At 57.2% G+C, this 15086-nt stretch carries 11 protein-coding genes; 3 read left to right on the top strand and 8 right to left on the bottom strand.

All coding sequences use genetic code 11. From position 1 onward, the window contains the following. Positions 1–2: 2 nt before the first annotated feature. Both rpsG and rpsL read right to left on the bottom strand, forming a co-directional pair. On the bottom strand, positions 3–473 hold the full coding sequence (gene rpsG, locus I9187_RS02665; RefSeq protein WP_010441203.1) for a 30S ribosomal protein S7: 471 nt from the start codon (positions 471–473) through the stop codon (positions 3–5). A 15-nt stretch (positions 474–488) separates the two neighbouring features. Continuing rightward, entirely contained in the window at positions 489–860 is a 372-nt protein-coding gene (rpsL, locus tag I9187_RS02660) for a 30S ribosomal protein S12 (protein ID WP_005621086.1), read from the bottom strand. Positions 861–1249: 389 nt separating this feature from the next. On the opposite strand from rpsL, the gene I9187_RS02655 reads away from it, so the two are divergent. Next, complete coding sequence (locus tag I9187_RS02655; RefSeq protein ID WP_171180079.1) at positions 1250–2056, top strand: putative rhamnosyl transferase; 807 nt, start codon at positions 1250–1252, stop codon at positions 2054–2056. A gap of 4 nt (positions 2057–2060) precedes the next feature. Then, entirely contained in the window at positions 2061–2867 is an 807-nt protein-coding gene (locus I9187_RS02650) for a putative rhamnosyl transferase (RefSeq protein ID WP_171180082.1), read from the top strand. On the opposite strand, the gene I9187_RS02645 is transcribed toward I9187_RS02650, so the two are convergent. Together I9187_RS02645 and I9187_RS02640 are read right to left on the bottom strand one after the other, a co-directional pair. Continuing rightward, entirely contained in the window at positions 2852–3721 is an 870-nt protein-coding gene (locus I9187_RS02645) for a DMT family transporter (protein WP_171180085.1), read from the bottom strand. The genes I9187_RS02650 and I9187_RS02645 overlap by 16 nt on opposite strands. An 87-nt stretch (positions 3722–3808) precedes the next feature. After that, positions 3809–4420, bottom strand: a complete 612-nt coding sequence (locus tag I9187_RS02640) for a hypothetical protein (RefSeq protein ID WP_171180087.1) — start codon at positions 4418–4420, stop codon at positions 3809–3811. A 223-nt stretch (positions 4421–4643) separates the two neighbouring features. Here I9187_RS02640 and I9187_RS02635 point away from each other — a divergent pair, with 223 nt between their 5' ends. Beyond that, complete coding sequence (locus I9187_RS02635) at positions 4644–5141, top strand: DinB family protein (protein WP_171727852.1); 498 nt, start codon at positions 4644–4646, stop codon at positions 5139–5141. 95 nt (positions 5142–5236) lie between these two features. On the opposite strand, the gene rpoC is transcribed toward I9187_RS02635, so the two are convergent. The 4 genes from rpoC to rplJ all read right to left on the bottom strand — a co-directional run bounded on the left by rpoC (position 5237) and on the right by rplJ (position 14888). Further along, positions 5237–9478 carry a DNA-directed RNA polymerase subunit beta' gene (rpoC, locus tag I9187_RS02630; RefSeq protein WP_171180089.1) on the bottom strand — a complete coding sequence of 1414 codons (4242 nt, stop codon included), beginning with the start codon at positions 9476–9478 and terminating at the stop codon, positions 5237–5239. A 50-nt stretch (positions 9479–9528) separates the two neighbouring features. Further along, positions 9529–13665 (bottom strand): DNA-directed RNA polymerase subunit beta, encoded by a 4137-nt coding sequence (rpoB, locus tag I9187_RS02625; protein WP_171180091.1) that lies wholly within the window; start codon positions 13663–13665, stop codon positions 9529–9531. Between the two features lie 250 nt (positions 13666–13915). Next, positions 13916–14290: a 50S ribosomal protein L7/L12 gene (gene rplL / locus I9187_RS02620; RefSeq protein ID WP_008204003.1), complete on the bottom strand. Its 375-nt coding sequence runs from the start codon at positions 14288–14290 to the stop codon at positions 13916–13918. Between the two features lie 79 nt (positions 14291–14369). Further along, positions 14370–14888 (bottom strand): 50S ribosomal protein L10, encoded by a 519-nt coding sequence (rplJ, locus tag I9187_RS02615; protein WP_170387618.1) that lies wholly within the window; start codon positions 14886–14888, stop codon positions 14370–14372. Between the last annotated feature and the right edge of the window lie 198 nt (positions 14889–15086).

Genomic DNA, 15086 nt, shown 5'->3' with positions numbered 1-15086 from the left:
AATTACCAACGGTAGTGGCTGAAGGCTTTGTTTGCCTCGGCCATCTTGTGGGTGTCTTCGCGCTTCTTCACGGCAGTACCGCGGGACTGTACAGCGTCCAGCAGTTCACCGGCGAGGCGTTCTTCCATGGTGTTTTCGTTGCGGCCGCGCGCAGCAGTGATCAGCCAGCGGATGGCCAGCGCTTCGCGGCGCTCGGGGCGCACTTCGACCGGAACCTGATAGGTTGCACCACCAACCCGGCGCGAGCGAACCTCGACCGATGGTTTGATGTTGTCGAGCGCTTCGTGGAACACTTCGACAGGAGCGCGCTTTACCTTGTTCTCAACGCGGTCAAACGCGTTGTAAACGATGCGCTCTGCGACCGACTTCTTGCCGTCGATCATCAGGTTGTTCATGAATTTGGTCAGTACCTTGTCGCCAAACTTGGCGTCAGGCAGGACTTCGCGTTTTTCGGCGGCGTGACGACGTGACATATCAGCCTCTCCTTCTTACTTGGGACGCTTCGCGCCGTATTTCGAACGACGTTGCTTACGGTCTTTGACGCCCTGAGTATCCAGAACACCGCGCAGGATGTGGTAACGCACACCGGGAAGGTCTTTCACACGGCCGCCACGGATCAGAACAACCGAGTGTTCCTGCAGGTTGTGGCTTTCACCGGGGATGTACGAGATGACCTCGAACCCGTTGGTCAGGCGCACTTTGGCAACCTTACGCATAGCCGAGTTCGGCTTTTTCGGTGTGGTGGTGTACACGCGGGTGCAGACGCCGCGCTTCTGCGGGCACTGCTCCAGGTGCATGGACTTCGAGCGTTTTACTTTAGGCTGCCGCGGTTTGCGGATCAGCTGTTGAATAGTTGGCATTCCGGTTTCTTCCCCGTTTTGCAACACACATGACATGCACGCGGGCTGCGTGCGGCTAAATTCGTTGCACTCATGCGTCCACAAGCGCAAAATCCGCGAGCGTTCCCATTCCGAGGTGAACGTCGCGGTTGGTTATCAGAGGACGCGAACTGCAAAATTGTCCGGGTCTTGACCAGTTCATTACTGAAATCGGTTTTGGGGCGGCCCCCGGTACCGAGATGAAGCGCGTAATAGGCGGAGTCGACCCAAGTGTCAACAGCACTATACCGGCAGCCTCGGGCGGGCAGGGATTAGGGCGTCGGAGGCTTCAACATAAGACGCTACCACCCCGTTGCAGCCGTTTCACGGCGGGGGCATAGTCGTGCGGAATACCAGGTGATGGACAACAGATGCAAGTGATTGGCCTGTGCCGCTTTTCCTATCCTTCGATTGGCGGCTTTCGGCTCAGCCAAGACTCAATCGAAGATCAAAGACGGTTTCTGTATGACACCGACAGGATGGAGGAACGCTTTCGCCTGTTTGAAACCATCACTCTGCCCGGCTTTCGCTCCCAAACCGATGAGGCGTTTGAGCTGCTGGTGCTTACGGGAACATGCCTGCCGCCACCCTATGCGCAACGGCTACGAGATCTGACCGCTGGGATCAAACAGATCCGCATCATCGAAAAGGAAGCCGCAGATCATAAGCGAGTGATGCGGGAGGTTCTGAACACCGCCCGAACAGACCCGCATAAACCCTGCCTTCAGTTTCGGCATGACGACGATGACGCGGTCTCGGTCGATTTCATAGAAAAGCTACGCTCTGCAATTCGCGAAAATGCAGGACTGGTACAGCAGAGCGAGTCGGTCGCGATAGACTACAACCTCGGTTACGTCGCCCGGCGTGACAAAAATGAGTTGCACGTCGCGCAGGTCTATCGATCACTGCTGGGGGTCGGCTTGGGTATGTATGTTCGGGGCGGAAGTAAACGGACAATCTTTGACCGACTGCACAACAGACTGGCGCGGTTCATGCCAGTCGTCAGCTACCCGGACGCACCAATGTGGGTGCGGATGCTGCACGGGTTCAACGACTCGGACCACGCCCGGAAGGATACGCGTGATTTGTTGCCCGTCACTGGGGAACAGGCAATGGATTTGCGTACACGTTTCTCTATCGACCCTGAAGAGGTCGAAACTACCCCTGTCGGGACTTGAGCAGATGCAGGTCCTCGGTCTTTGCCGCTTTTCCTATCCCGCCATTGGTGGGTTTCAGACCATGCATGCCTCTGTCGAAGAACGGCGGCAGTTCCTGTATCACCACGATCGGTTGGAAGAGCGGTTCCGTTTGTTTGAAACCATCGCCCTGCCCGGTCTGCGACAGCAAACCGACCAAGACTTTCATCTGCGGATCGTCATTGGTGAATGCCTGCCCAAACCCGCCTTCGATCGCCTGAACGACCTGACCGCTGACCTGAAACAGGTAGAAATTGTCGCCAGACCTCCGGGCCGGCACAGGAAGGTCATGCAAGAGGTTCTGAATGCGGCACGTCAAAATCTCGACGCGCCTTGCCTGCAGTTTCGTCACGACGATGATGATGCAGTGGCCGTGGACTTTGTCGAAAGACTGCGGGGAACGGCAGTTGATTGCGCAGCGCTCTTGCAGAGCCGCACTATGGTGGCGATTGATTTCAACTTCGGGTATCTGGCCCGCGCAAATGCCCAAGGGATTCAGGCCATTCGCGTGCATCGCCCGCTGATGACAGCCGGGCTTGGCATGTTTGTGCAGGGCGGCAACCGGAAATCAATCATGAATTTTGCCCACAACAGGATGAACCGGGCTATGCCTGTGGTCACCCGCCCCGATGGCCCGATGTGGGTGCGTGGCTTGAACCGATTCAATGACTCTCCCCGCACAAGAAGCACGAATGCCGACCTAAGTCCGCTTTCACCACCACAAAAAGCCGAATTCCTATCCCGCTTTGCCATTGACCAGACCTATGTCAGGCAGGTTCACGCTGCACCTTGACGAACCCGCTCGCGGAAGAGTGTGAACAACCCTGCGCCTACGATCAGCGCTGCACCTAGCATCGTCACCGCATCTGGCCATTCATCAAAAACGACCCACCCCAGCCCCAACGCCCAGAGCAGGCTGGAATACCGAAACGGGGCAACAAATCCAACATCCCCCTGACGCATGACCATGACGCTTAAAAGATATCCCATCAGCACAAAGACGGCAGCGACGGCGACCAGAGACCCTGCTGCAGCCGAGACCGGCGCCCATCCTTCAAAAACCGAAGCAATCGCCGCGACAACTGCGATTGAGCCCGAGGTTGCCAGGGTCACAACCATCGACGGCACATCGGCGGACATGCGTCGGGTAACAAGATCCCGAACCGTAATCAACGCCACTGCGATCAGGGCATAGACAGAATACACGCTGAACCCGTCCGGGCCCGGCCGTACGATCAACACCATACCAATGAACCCCACAACAATCGCCAAGGTACGCCGCCAGCCGACCTGCTCTGAGAAAACCAACGCCGCGCCCAGCGTGACAGTCAGTGGCAGCGCCTGCAAAATGGCCGTCACGTTGGCAAGCGGCATATTCTTCAACGCTGTCAAAAAAAAGAAAGTGGCAGCCAGTTCGGTCAAGCTACGCAGGGCGACCAGCCACTTGTCGTGCCGCGAAAAATTCAGGTGCAGCGCCCCCAGAGACCGCGCCAGCAGATAAACCAGCATAACGGCCAAAGCACCCCTTAGTGCAACCAACTGGAAAAGCGGCAATTCCTGTAACGCGACCTTCACCAGCGTATCGTTCAGGGTAAATGCCGCCATGCTGCCCATCATTAGCAAGGCACCTTTGGTGTTCGGGGTCATAAGGATTGGGCTCCGGGCTGGCAAACGCCTGTATTGGCCAGGGTATAACCTTGGATGTCAATATCGCTTGCCGCCACCATCCAGATGTCAGCCTAAAGGCAAAATAATTCCGAAGACGTTCAAGCTCGAAGGTTCCGTCGTGTCTTTGACAAAATCCACCCAGTCTTTTCCGTAGGTTTGCTCAAAAAATACCGGGTAGTTCCAAACCAGGTTGTGAAAGGTGAATGTCGTCAGCAACGCGCCAACCGTTAGCGCACCTGCAAATTCTCGAAGCTTACCTTTCAGAAAAAGCGTCACCATGATGCAGGCCCCACCCGCAAGACCGAGGCTGACGAAATCCTGCGTATCAACCTGTCGTTGAACTGGTATGCCGACGGATTGATACTGAATGTAGCGGGTCAGAAAAACGGCAAAGATCCCCAGCAAAAACGCCCCGACAAATGCACCTGGATAGGCCAGGCGTCGCCAGAAGCTCTCGGCTCTGGGCCGGGGTGCGTTTCTTGCATTCTCGTCTGAGCGCTGCCTGATCCGCGCAACGCGATCTTCGAAAGAGTTGTGTTCTGTGCCCATGAGCCAATTCAAAATCAAAATAATATCTCTGGTCGGAGCTAAGCTAGAGATTGTGGGTCCGCAAGAACGAAGCACCGTGCTTGAAGGCAGTGTTGGATCAAATTGTCGTGCTGTCTTGCCACAACGCAATCTGCTTTCGTGTTAACAAGCGCGAACCGAAAACAGGACTTGGTTATGCAGCGCATTGACAGGCTTGATTGAGAAAAAGCTCACGCAAAGCCGGTGACATCTGTAATTTCATAGTCACCCAACGACGTGATAGCGTGTGCGGGCCCCAGCGCAATTTGCCTTGTTCCAATGTAAAGCGCTCAATTTTCCCAATACTTCCACAATAACTCTGAGGCCATGAAAGATGATTTCAGCCGCTTATTGCCGACTTATGGCGCGCTACAATAGATGGCAAAATATCTCGCTCATCACTGCATCGGACGGCTTGACCGAAGCTCAGCGCTGGAAGGATCGAGGCGCGTTCTTCAAATCCATCGCTGCAACTATGAACCACCTCTATTGGGCCGATGCCCTTATGCTTGAGCGCATCAAAGGAAACGAACGCCCACAGGAAACAATCACCCATTCACTGACCAGCCCTTCAGATTGGTCTGAATTCAAAGACTTACGCACGCAGCGCGATACGGAAATCCAAGGATGGGCTTCTGGCACAACCTGTGAATATCTCAATGGTTTTGTCAGGTGGTACCCACCTGGCAGCTTATCCAAAATCGAAATGCCTAAGGCCGTCTGTGTTGTTCAGTTCTTTAATCACCAAGCCCATCACCGGGGGCAAATACATGCCATGCTCACCGCCGCAGGGGCCGCGCCAGAGCCTACAGATATACCGCTAATGCCTTAGCAATTGCTTTCAATTGCCGTGGGCCAACGTTGACACTTATCCAAGAAAAAAGGCCCCGCGTTTTGCAGGGCCTTTTTCAAATTTATACTGTGAGCTTACTCGCGGCTTTCCGGGGTTTCCACCAGAACGTCCAGCTCATCACCAACCATGTCGTCGTCGAAAGTCGGCGCGGCCAGAGCAGCGGCGGCTTCGGCCTCTTCCCGGCGGGCTTCGATGACCACGTTGTCACGCGACTGCGCGATGTGGCGGACGGCCTGAGTGGCCCCACCGGTACCGGCGGGGATCAGACGACCAACGATGACGTTCTCTTTCAGGCCAACCAGCTTGTCCTTCTTGCCCTGAACCGAAGCTTCGGTCAGCACACGGGTGGTTTCCTGGAACGACGCCGCCGAGATGAACGAACGCGTCTGCAGCGAGGCTTTGGTGATCCCCAACAGGATCGGTTCGCCCTGTGCCGGACGACCACCGCGCGAGAGGGTCTTCTCGTTGGCCGCGTCGAACTCCTGCTTGTCGACATGCTCGCCTTTTAGCAGGGTGGTGTCGCCTGAATCCAGGATCTCCCACTTCTGCAGCATCTGGCGCACGATGACCTCGATGTGCTTGTCGTTGATCTTCACGCCCTGCAGACGATACACGTCCTGCACCTCGTCGATCATGTAATCCGCCAGCGCTTCGACACCCATGATGGACAGGATGTCATGCGGAGCCGGGTTACCGTCCATCAGGTATTCACCCTTCTGGATGAAGTCCCCTTCGGCGACCGGGATGTGCTTGCCCTTGGGTACCATGTACTCGATGGTCTCCATGGACTCGTCCGCCGGTTCGATGCTGATACGGCGCTTGTTCTTGTAGTCGCGGCCAAAGCGCACGTAACCATCGGCTTCTGCGATGATCGCGTGATCTTTCGGACGACGGGCTTCGAACAGTTCGGCCACACGCGGCAAACCACCGGTGATGTCCTTGGTCTTGGCACCTTCACGCGGGATACGCGCGACAACGTCACCGGCTTCGATTTGCTGGCCATCTTCGACCGACAGGATCGCATCCACCGACATCGGATAGTGAACCGGGTTGCCCGCGTCGTTGCGGACCGGCTCGCCATCTTCACCGACCAGAATGATCTCGGGCTTGAGGTCGCTGCCTTTGGGGGCCGCGCGCCAGTCGATCACGATCTTCTGGGTCATGCCGGTTGCTTCGTCAGTCTCGTCGCGGACAGCAAGGCCCGAAACAAGGTCAACGTATTTCGCGGTACCGGCTTTCTCGGCGATGATCGGCAGGGTGTAGGGATCCCATTCGAACAGCTTGTCGCCACGGGCCACTTTGGTGCCGTCTTTGACGAACAGCTTGGAGCCGTAGCCCAACTTGAAGCTGGCACGCTCTTCGCCATGCTCGTCGTTGATCACCAGCTTCATGTTCCGGCCCATGACCAGGCTTTCGCCTGCGGCATTGACCAGGATCTGCGGGTTCTCGAACGCGACAACACCTTCTTGGTTGGCTTCCTGGAACGACTGCTGACCACCTTGCGCAACACCACCGATGTGGAAAGTCCGCATGGTCAGCTGCGTACCGGGTTCACCGATCGACTGAGCGGCGATGATGCCGACAGCTTCACCTGTGTTCACCATGGTACCGCGGGCCAAGTCACGACCGTAGCAGGTTGCACAGACGCCTTCCTCGGACTCACAAGTCAGAGGTGAGCGGATGCGCATTGAGGCAACACCGGCTTCGTCGATGGTGTCGGCCATACGTTCGTCGATCAGCTGACCTGCAGCCACGATCACCTCATCGGTGCCCGGACGCAGAACATCGTCAGCAGCGACACGGCCCAGCACACGTTCGGCCAGCGAGGCGACAACCTCACCGTCGTTCACAGCGGCTTCGGCTGTGATCGCACGCTCGGTGCCACAATCGATCTCACGAACGATACAGTCTTGCGCCACGTCCACCAGACGACGGGTCAGGTAACCCGAGTTCGCTGTCTTCAGAGCGGTATCCGACAGACCCTTACGGGCACCGTGGGTCGAGTTGAAGTACTCGAGAACGGTCAGGCCTTCTTTAAAGTTCGAGATGATCGGCGTCTCGATGATGTCACCGTTCGGCTTGGCCATCAGGCCGCGCATACCGCCCAGCTGTTTCATCTGAGTGACCGAGCCACGCGCACCCGAGTGGGCCATCATGTAGACCGAGTTCGGTTCCTGCTCGGACCCGTCCTCTGCCCGATCCGATGACGAGATCGTGCTCATCATCGCGTCGGTGACGCGATCGTTACACTTCGACCAGGCATCGACAACCTTGTTGTACTTTTCGCCCTGAGTGATCAGGCCATCCATGTACTGCTGTTCGAAATCCTTCACCTGACCGCGGGTGTCATCAACGATGCCCCACTTGTCGCCTGGGATGACCATGTCGTCCTTACCGAACGAGATGCCCGCCTTGAACGCTTCTTTGAAGCCCATCGACATGATCTGGTCACAGAAGATAACCGACTCTTTCTGACCGCAGTAACGGTAGACGGTGTCGATCACCTGCTGCACTTCTTTCTTCCGCAGCAGGCGGTTGACCAGTTCGAACGGCGCTTTGTTGTTCATCGGCAGCAGAGCACCCAGACGCAGACGGCCCGGAGTGGTTTCATAGCGCTTTTGAACTTCGTTGCCTTCGTCGTCGATCTGCGTGATCCGCGCGGTGATTTTTGAGTGCAGATGCACCTCACCCGCGTCCAGCGCATGCTGAACTTCTTCGATCGAACCAAAGACCTTGCCTTCGCCCGGCATGCCTTCGCGCTCCAGGGTCACATAGTAGAGACCCAGGATCATATCCTGCGATGGAACGATGATCGGTGCGCCGTTTGCAGGCGACAGAACGTTGTTCGTCGACATCATCAGAACACGGGCTTCCAGCTGCGCCTCAAGGCTCAGCGGCACGTGAACGGCCATCTGGTCACCGTCGAAGTCGGCGTTAAAGGCCGAACAGACCAGCGGGTGCAGCTGGATCGCTTTACCTTCGATCAGGACCGGCTCGAACGCCTGAATGCCAAGACGGTGCAGCGTCGGCGCACGGTTCAGCATGACAGGGTGTTCGCGGATCACCTCGTCGAGAATATCCCACACTTCGGGACGCTCTTTCTCGACCAGTTTCTTCGCCTGTTTCACGGTCGAAGACAGACCCTTGGCTTCAAGGCGCGAGTAGATGAACGGCTTGAACAGTTCCAGCGCCATCTTCTTGGGCAGACCACACTGGTGCAGCTTAAGCTCCGGACCGGTCACAATGACCGAACGGCCCGAGAAGTCGACGCGCTTACCCAGAAGGTTCTGACGGAAGCGGCCCTGCTTGCCTTTCAGCATGTCCGACAGCGATTTCAGCGGGCGCTTGTTGGCGCCAGTGATCACGCGGCCACGACGGCCGTTGTCGAACAGAGCATCCACGGATTCCTGCAGCATCCGCTTTTCGTTGCGGACGATGATGTCAGGCGCGCGCAGTTCGATCAGACGCTTCAGACGGTTGTTCCGGTTGATGACGCGGCGATACAGATCGTTCAGGTCCGAAGTCGCGAAACGGCCACCATCCAGCGGAACCAGCGGACGCAATTCCGGCGGAATGACCGGGATCACAGTCATAACCATCCATTCGGGCCGGTTGCCCGACTCGAGGAAGGATTCAACAACCTTCAGACGCTTGATGATCTTCTTGGGCTTCAGCTCGCCGGTGGCTTCGGCCAGATCGGCGCGTAGCTGCTCGGCTTCGGCTTCCAGATCGATCTGGGCCAGCATCTCGCGGATGGCTTCGGCACCGATATTCGCGGTGAACGCGTCCATGCCATAGGCATCCTGCGCATCCATGTACTCTTCTTCGGTCAGCATCTGGCCGTAGGTCAGGTCAGTCAGACCAGGCTCGATGACGACATAGTTCTCAAAGTACAGAACGCGTTCCAGATCGCGCAGCGTCATGTCCAGCATCAGACCGATGCGGGACGGCAGCGATTTCAGGAACCAGATATGTGCGACGGGCGCGGCCAGTTCGATGTGGCCCATACGCTCGCGGCGGACTTTCTGCAGGGTGACTTCCACACCGCATTTTTCGCAGACAACGCCGCGATACTTCATCCGCTTATATTTGCCGCACAGACATTCGTAGTCTTTGATCGGGCCAAAGATACGCGCGCAGAACAGGCCGTCACGTTCAGGCTTGAACGTCCGGTAGTTGATGGTTTCGGGTTTCTTGATCTCGCCATAGGACCAAGACAGGATCCGCTCGGGCGACGCCAGCGAGACCTTGATCTCGTCAAAGACCTTCGGGGGCGTCAGCGGGTTGAACGGGTTGTTGGTGATTTCCTGGTTCATTTGTTACCTCAAATCTTGCGGAAGGGGGGACGGGAGAAAGGGCAGCGCCCTTACTCCTCAACCTCCGCATCCAGGAGTTCCATATTCAGGCCGAGGCCACGGACTTCTTTCACCAGAACGTTGAACGATTCCGGTACGCCCGCTTCAAAGTTATCCTCGCCCTTGACGATCGACTCATAGACCTTGGTCCGGCCGGCGACGTCATCCGATTTCACGGTGAGCATCTCCTGCAGGGTGTAGGCGGCGCCGTAAGCTTCCAGAGCCCAGACTTCCATCTCACCAAAGCGCTGACCACCGAACTGCGCCTTACCACCCAGCGGCTGCTGGGTCACCAGGCTGTACGGCCCGGTCGAACGCGCGTGGATTTTGTCGTCCACAAGGTGGTGCAGTTTCAGCAGGTACTTGATGCCCACGGTGACCGGACGCGCGAATTGCTCACCGGTACGACCGTCGAACAGAACCGACTGACCGCTTTCCGAGAAGCCCGCACGCACCAGCGCATCGTTGACGTCAGCCTCTTTGGCGCCGTCGAAGACCGGGGTTGCGATCGGAACACCGCGGGTCACGTTGCCCGCTGCCTCGATCAGGCCATCCTCGTCCAGACCGGTGATGCCTTCTTCGTAGACATCTTCGCCATAGGCCAGCTTCATCGCTTCGCGCACCGGGGTCAGATCGCCGGAGCGGCGATATTCACCCAGAGCCTCATCAATGTTCAGACCCAGGCCGCGTGCAGCCCAACCCATGTGGGTTTCAAGGATCTGACCAACGTTCATACGCGAAGGTACGCCAAGTGGGTTAAGACAGAAGTCAACCGGGGTACCATCGGCCAGGAACGGCATGTCTTCCATCGGAACAACCTTGGAGATCACACCTTTGTTCCCGTGACGACCGGCCATCTTGTCGCCTGGCTGCAGCTTACGCTTCACGGCGATGAAGACTTTGACCATCTTCATCACACCCGGCGGCAGGTCGTCGCCACGACGGACTTTTTCGACCTTGTCTTCGAAACGGGCGTCCAAAGCACGCTTTTGCACTTCGTACTGCTCGTTCAGAGCTTCGACGATCTGCGCGTCCTGCTCGCCTTCCAGCGCCAGCTGCCACCACTGACCACGAGTCAGAGTTTCCAGCAGCTCCTCGGTGATCACCGACCCTGCCTTGACGCCTTTCGGCCCTTTGACAGCGGTTTTACCTAGGATCAAGCCCTGCAGACGCGCATAGATGTTGCGGTCCAGGATCGCCAACTCGTCGTCCCGGTCACGGGCCAGACGTTCGACTTCCTCACGCTCGATCTGCAGCGCACGCTCGTCTTTTTCGACGCCGTGACGGTTGAAGACACGGACTTCGACGACTGTACCGTAATCGCCCGGCTTCACGCGCAGCGAGGTGTCGCGCACGTCAGATGCTTTTTCACCGAAGATGGCGCGCAGCAGCTTTTCTTCCGGGGTCATCGGGCTTTCGCCCTTCGGAGTGATCTTGCCGACCAGAATATCGCCCGGCTCAACATCCGCGCCGATGTAAACGATGCCCGCCTCGTCGAGGTTGCGCAGCGCTTCTTCACCGACGTTCGGGATGTCGCGGGTGATCTCTTCCGGACCCAGCTTAGTGTCACGGGCGGCGACTTCGAATTCCTCGATATGGACCGAGGTAAAGACGTCATCACGCGCGATACGTTCGCTGATCAGGATCGAGTCTTCGTAGTTGTAACCGTTCCAAGGCATGAACGCGACGACCACGTTCTTACCAAGCGCCAGTTCACCCATGTCGGTCGACGGACCGTCGGCAATGACCTCGCCCTTCTGGACGGTGTCACCCACCTTGATCAGCGGACGCTGGTTGATGCAGGTGTTCTGGTTCGAACGCTGGAACTTGCGCAGACGGTAAATGTCAACGCCAGCGTCACCCAGTTCCAGATCTTCGGTGGCGCGGATAACGATACGCTGGGCATCGACCTGGTCGATGATACCGGCGCGTTTCGCCTGAATCGCAGCACCCGAGTCGATCGCAACCTTTTCCTCGATACCGGTACCGACCAGCGGTGCTTCGGCCCGCAGCAGCGGAACCGCCTGACGTTGCATGTTCGAGCCCATCAGAGCGCGGTTGGCGTCGTCATTTTCAAGGAACGGGATCAGCGATGCAGCGACCGAGACCAGCTGTTTCGGCGACACGTCGATCAGGTCTACATTCTCGCGCGGGGCAAGGGTGTAGTCACCGGCCTGGCGGGTCGACACCAGATCGTTGATGAACTTGCCATCGGCATCCAGCGTCGCGTTCGCCTGCGCCACGGTGTGACGCATCTCCTCGGTCGCGGACATGTAGTGAACCTCATCGGTCACCTCGGCGTCTTTGACAACGCGATACGGTGTTTCGATGAAGCCATATTTGTTCACGCGAGCAAAGGTGGCCAGCGAGTTGATCAGACCGATGTTCGGACCTTCCGGCGTTTCAATCGGGCACATCCGGCCATAGTGGGTCGGGTGCACGTCGCGCACCTCAAAGCCCGCACGCTCACGCGTCAGACCACCGGGCCCAAGCGCCGAGAGACGGCGTTTGTGCGTAACTTCCGACAGCGGGTTGGTCTGGTCCATGAACTGCGACAGCTGCGACGAGCCGAAGAATTCGCGGACAGCAGCCGCAGCAGGTTTCGCGTTGATCAGGTCCTGAGGCATGACAGTGTCGATTTCAACCGACGACATACGCTCTTTGATCGCGCGCTCCATACGCAGCAGGCCAACGCGGTACTGGTTTTCCATCAGTTCGCCAACCGAACGCACACGACGGTTGCCGAGGTGGTCAATATCGTCCACGTCGCCTTTGCCGTCACGCAGTTCAACCAGCGCCTTGATGCAGGCCACGATATCTTCACGGCGTAGGGTGCGCAGGGTGTCCGGCGCATCCAGTGCCAAACGCATGTTCATCTTCACGCGGCCAACGGCGGACAGGTCATAACGCTCGCTGTCGAAGAACAGGGTGTCGAACAGGGCCGACGCAGCTTCAACGGTGGGCGGTTCGCCCGGACGCATGACGCGGTAGATATCCATCAGCGCGGTTTCGCGGCTCATGTTCTTGTCCTGAGCCATGGTATTGCGCATGTACGGACCAACATTGACGTTGTCGATATCCAGAACCGGGATGTCGGTGATGCCCGCATCGATCAGTTCTTTGGCAGTACCGCCAATCAGGTCACCGTCTTTGTCGTATTCCAGGGTCAGTTCATCACCGGCTTCGACATAGATCGCGCCGTTTTCTTCGTTGATGATGTCCTTCGCGACAAATTTGCCAACGATGTGATCGAACGGAACCAGAAGGTCGGTTACGGTGCCTTCGTCGATCAGTTTTTTGACCGCGCGCGGAGTGACTTTCTTACCTGCTTCGGCAATCACTTCACCGGATTTGGCGTCAACCAGATCATAGGTCGGACGGGTCCCACGCACACGCTCGGGGAAGAACGGCGTGATCCACCCTTTCTTCTTGTCCAGCTTGTAGGACACGGTGTTGTAATACGCGTCCATGATCGCTTCCTGATCCAAACCCAGTGCATAAAGCAGGGTTGTCACAGGCAGTTTGCGGCGGCGGTCGATACGGGCGAACACGATGTCCTTGGCGTCGAATTCAAAGTCCAGCCAGCTGCCGCGATACGGGATGATGCGGCAGGCAAACAGCAACTTGCCCGAGGAATGGGTCTTGCCCTTGTCGTGGTCAAAGAACACACCGGGCGAGCGGTGCATCTGGGATACGATCACACGCTCGGTCCCGTTCACGACAAAGGTGCCGTTCGGCGTCATCAAAGGCATGTCGCCCATGAAGACATCCTGTTCCTTGATGTCTTTTACCGACTTCGCGCCGGTGTCTTCGTCGACATCAAACACGATCAGACGCAGAGTGACCTTCAGCGGCGCGCTGTAAGTCATGTCACGCTGCATACATTCTTCGACGTCGTATTTGGGTTTTTCCAGATCGTATTTCACGAACTCCAGAACGGAGGTTTCGTTGAAATCCTTGATCGGGAAAACCGACTGGAACACACCTTTGATGCCTTCGCCGTCTGTTGGCTGCTCTGCATCGCCGGAGCGTAGGAAAAGATCATAAGAAGATTTCTGTACCTCAATAAGGTTCGGCATCTCCAGCACTTCGCGGATTTTGCCGTAGTATTTACGAAGACGTTTCTGGCCAAGGAACGTTTGAGCCATGTCAGATGTCACCTTTCGATGTTCTCAGCGGGCAAAGACACCGTCGGGCCCCGGCATCTTGCACAATCGAGACAACACGTCCGGATCAATTCATGGCCACCGTCCCGAAGGCGGCCTCCCGATCCGAAAACCGTGTCTTAGAAAACACCCCATGCGTTGAGGCCCTTTCTAAGACAGGTTCGGCTGGACCCGGATTTCTCCGGACCCAGCCAAATTTTTCGGCGCATCAGCGACGCACCTGAGACTAAGCTTAGGCCAGCTCGACTTCGGCGCCAGCTGCTTCCAGCTTGGCTTTGACGTCTTCTGCTTCTGCTTTGTCCACGCCTTCTTTGATCTTGCCGCCGGCTTCGACCAGTTCCTTGGCTTCTTTCAGGCCCAGGCCGGTGATGCCGCGAACTTCTTTGATGACGTTGATTTTCGATGCGCCGGCGTTCTTCAGAACGACGTCGAATTCGGTTTTTTCTTCCTCAGCTGCGCCGCCGGCGTCGCCGCCTGCTGCCATGACAACTGCGCCGCCTGCTGCGGGCTCGATGCCATATTCGTCTTTGAGGATGGTTTTCAGTTCTTGTGCTTCCAGCAGGGTCAGACCCACGATGCTTTCTGCGAGTGCTTTCAGATCAGCCATTTTATCAGCTCTTTCCGTTTACAGTGTGTGTTCCAACGTCAGGGTATTCACCCTACGCAGATCATTCAGTGCCAACCGCTTACGCAGCTTCCGCCTTCTCTTCGATGGTGGAAAGGATGCTTGCGATGTTGCTTGCAGGTGCGCCAATCGCGCCGGCGATGTTCGAAGCAGGTGCGCCAATGCAGCCCACGATCGAAGCAATAAGCTCCTCGCGAGACGGCATTTTCGAAACTGTTTCGACGCCTTTGCGGTCCAGAGCGTTCTCACCCATTGCACCGCCGAGGATCTCAAAATTCTTGTTATCCTTGGCGAAGTCCTCGGCCACCTTGGCTGCTGCCACGGGGTCCTCGGAATAGGTCAGAACGGTCATCCCTGTCAGCAGGTCGGCCATGCTTTCACACGGCTTACCCTCAAGGGCGATTTTGGCGAGCCTGTTCTTGGCAACACGCACAGAGCCACCCGCGTCACGAGCACGTGCGCGAAGGTCCTGCATCTCGGCAACTGTCAGACCGGCGTAGTGAGCAACCACTACGACGCCAGAGCTTTCGAAGATTTGGCCGAGTTCCTCGACCACTTTCTCTTTCTGGGCTCTATCCACAGTTCTCTCCAAGTTAGGGGCGATACCTCACCCCGGCTCATATTTGCCGCAGCCTTCGCTCCGGCGTTCAGGTCCGTTGTTACGGGATTGGCCAAAATGCGCCCGAGGGTGGGACCCTCAGAATTCTTTGGTCTTACCCGTCTCAGGCAGGGAATTAAGGGACCAAATGGACCCACCCACCGTCTTGGACGAAACGAA

It is taken from the genome of Ruegeria sp. HKCCE4148, from assembly GCF_017872495.1.
Taxonomy (GTDB): domain Bacteria; phylum Pseudomonadota; class Alphaproteobacteria; order Rhodobacterales; family Rhodobacteraceae; genus Ruegeria.
This window is presented reverse-complemented; position numbering and strand designations above follow the sequence as displayed.

Bases quoted from the DNA above. Each gene is read 5' to 3' on its own strand.
- rpsG (WP_010441203.1), bottom strand. From the start codon at position 473: ATGTCACGTCGTCACGCCGCCGAAAAACGCGAAGTCCTGCCTGACGCC.
- rpsL (WP_005621086.1), bottom strand. From the start codon at position 860: ATGCCAACTATTCAACAGCTGATCCGCAAACCGCGGCAGCCTAAAGTA.
- I9187_RS02655 (WP_171180079.1), top strand. From the start codon at position 1,250: ATGCAAGTGATTGGCCTGTGCCGCTTTTCCTATCCTTCGATTGGCGGC.
- I9187_RS02650 (WP_171180082.1), top strand. From the start codon at position 2,061: ATGCAGGTCCTCGGTCTTTGCCGCTTTTCCTATCCCGCCATTGGTGGG.
- I9187_RS02645 (WP_171180085.1), bottom strand. From the start codon at position 3,721: ATGACCCCGAACACCAAAGGTGCCTTGCTAATGATGGGCAGCATGGCG.
- I9187_RS02635 (WP_171727852.1), top strand. From the start codon at position 4,644: ATGATTTCAGCCGCTTATTGCCGACTTATGGCGCGCTACAATAGATGG.
- rpoC (WP_171180089.1), bottom strand. From the start codon at position 9,478: ATGAACCAGGAAATCACCAACAACCCGTTCAACCCGCTGACGCCCCCG.
- rpoB (WP_171180091.1), bottom strand. From the start codon at position 13,665: ATGGCTCAAACGTTCCTTGGCCAGAAACGTCTTCGTAAATACTACGGC.
- rplL (WP_008204003.1), bottom strand. From the start codon at position 14,290: ATGGCTGATCTGAAAGCACTCGCAGAAAGCATCGTGGGTCTGACCCTG.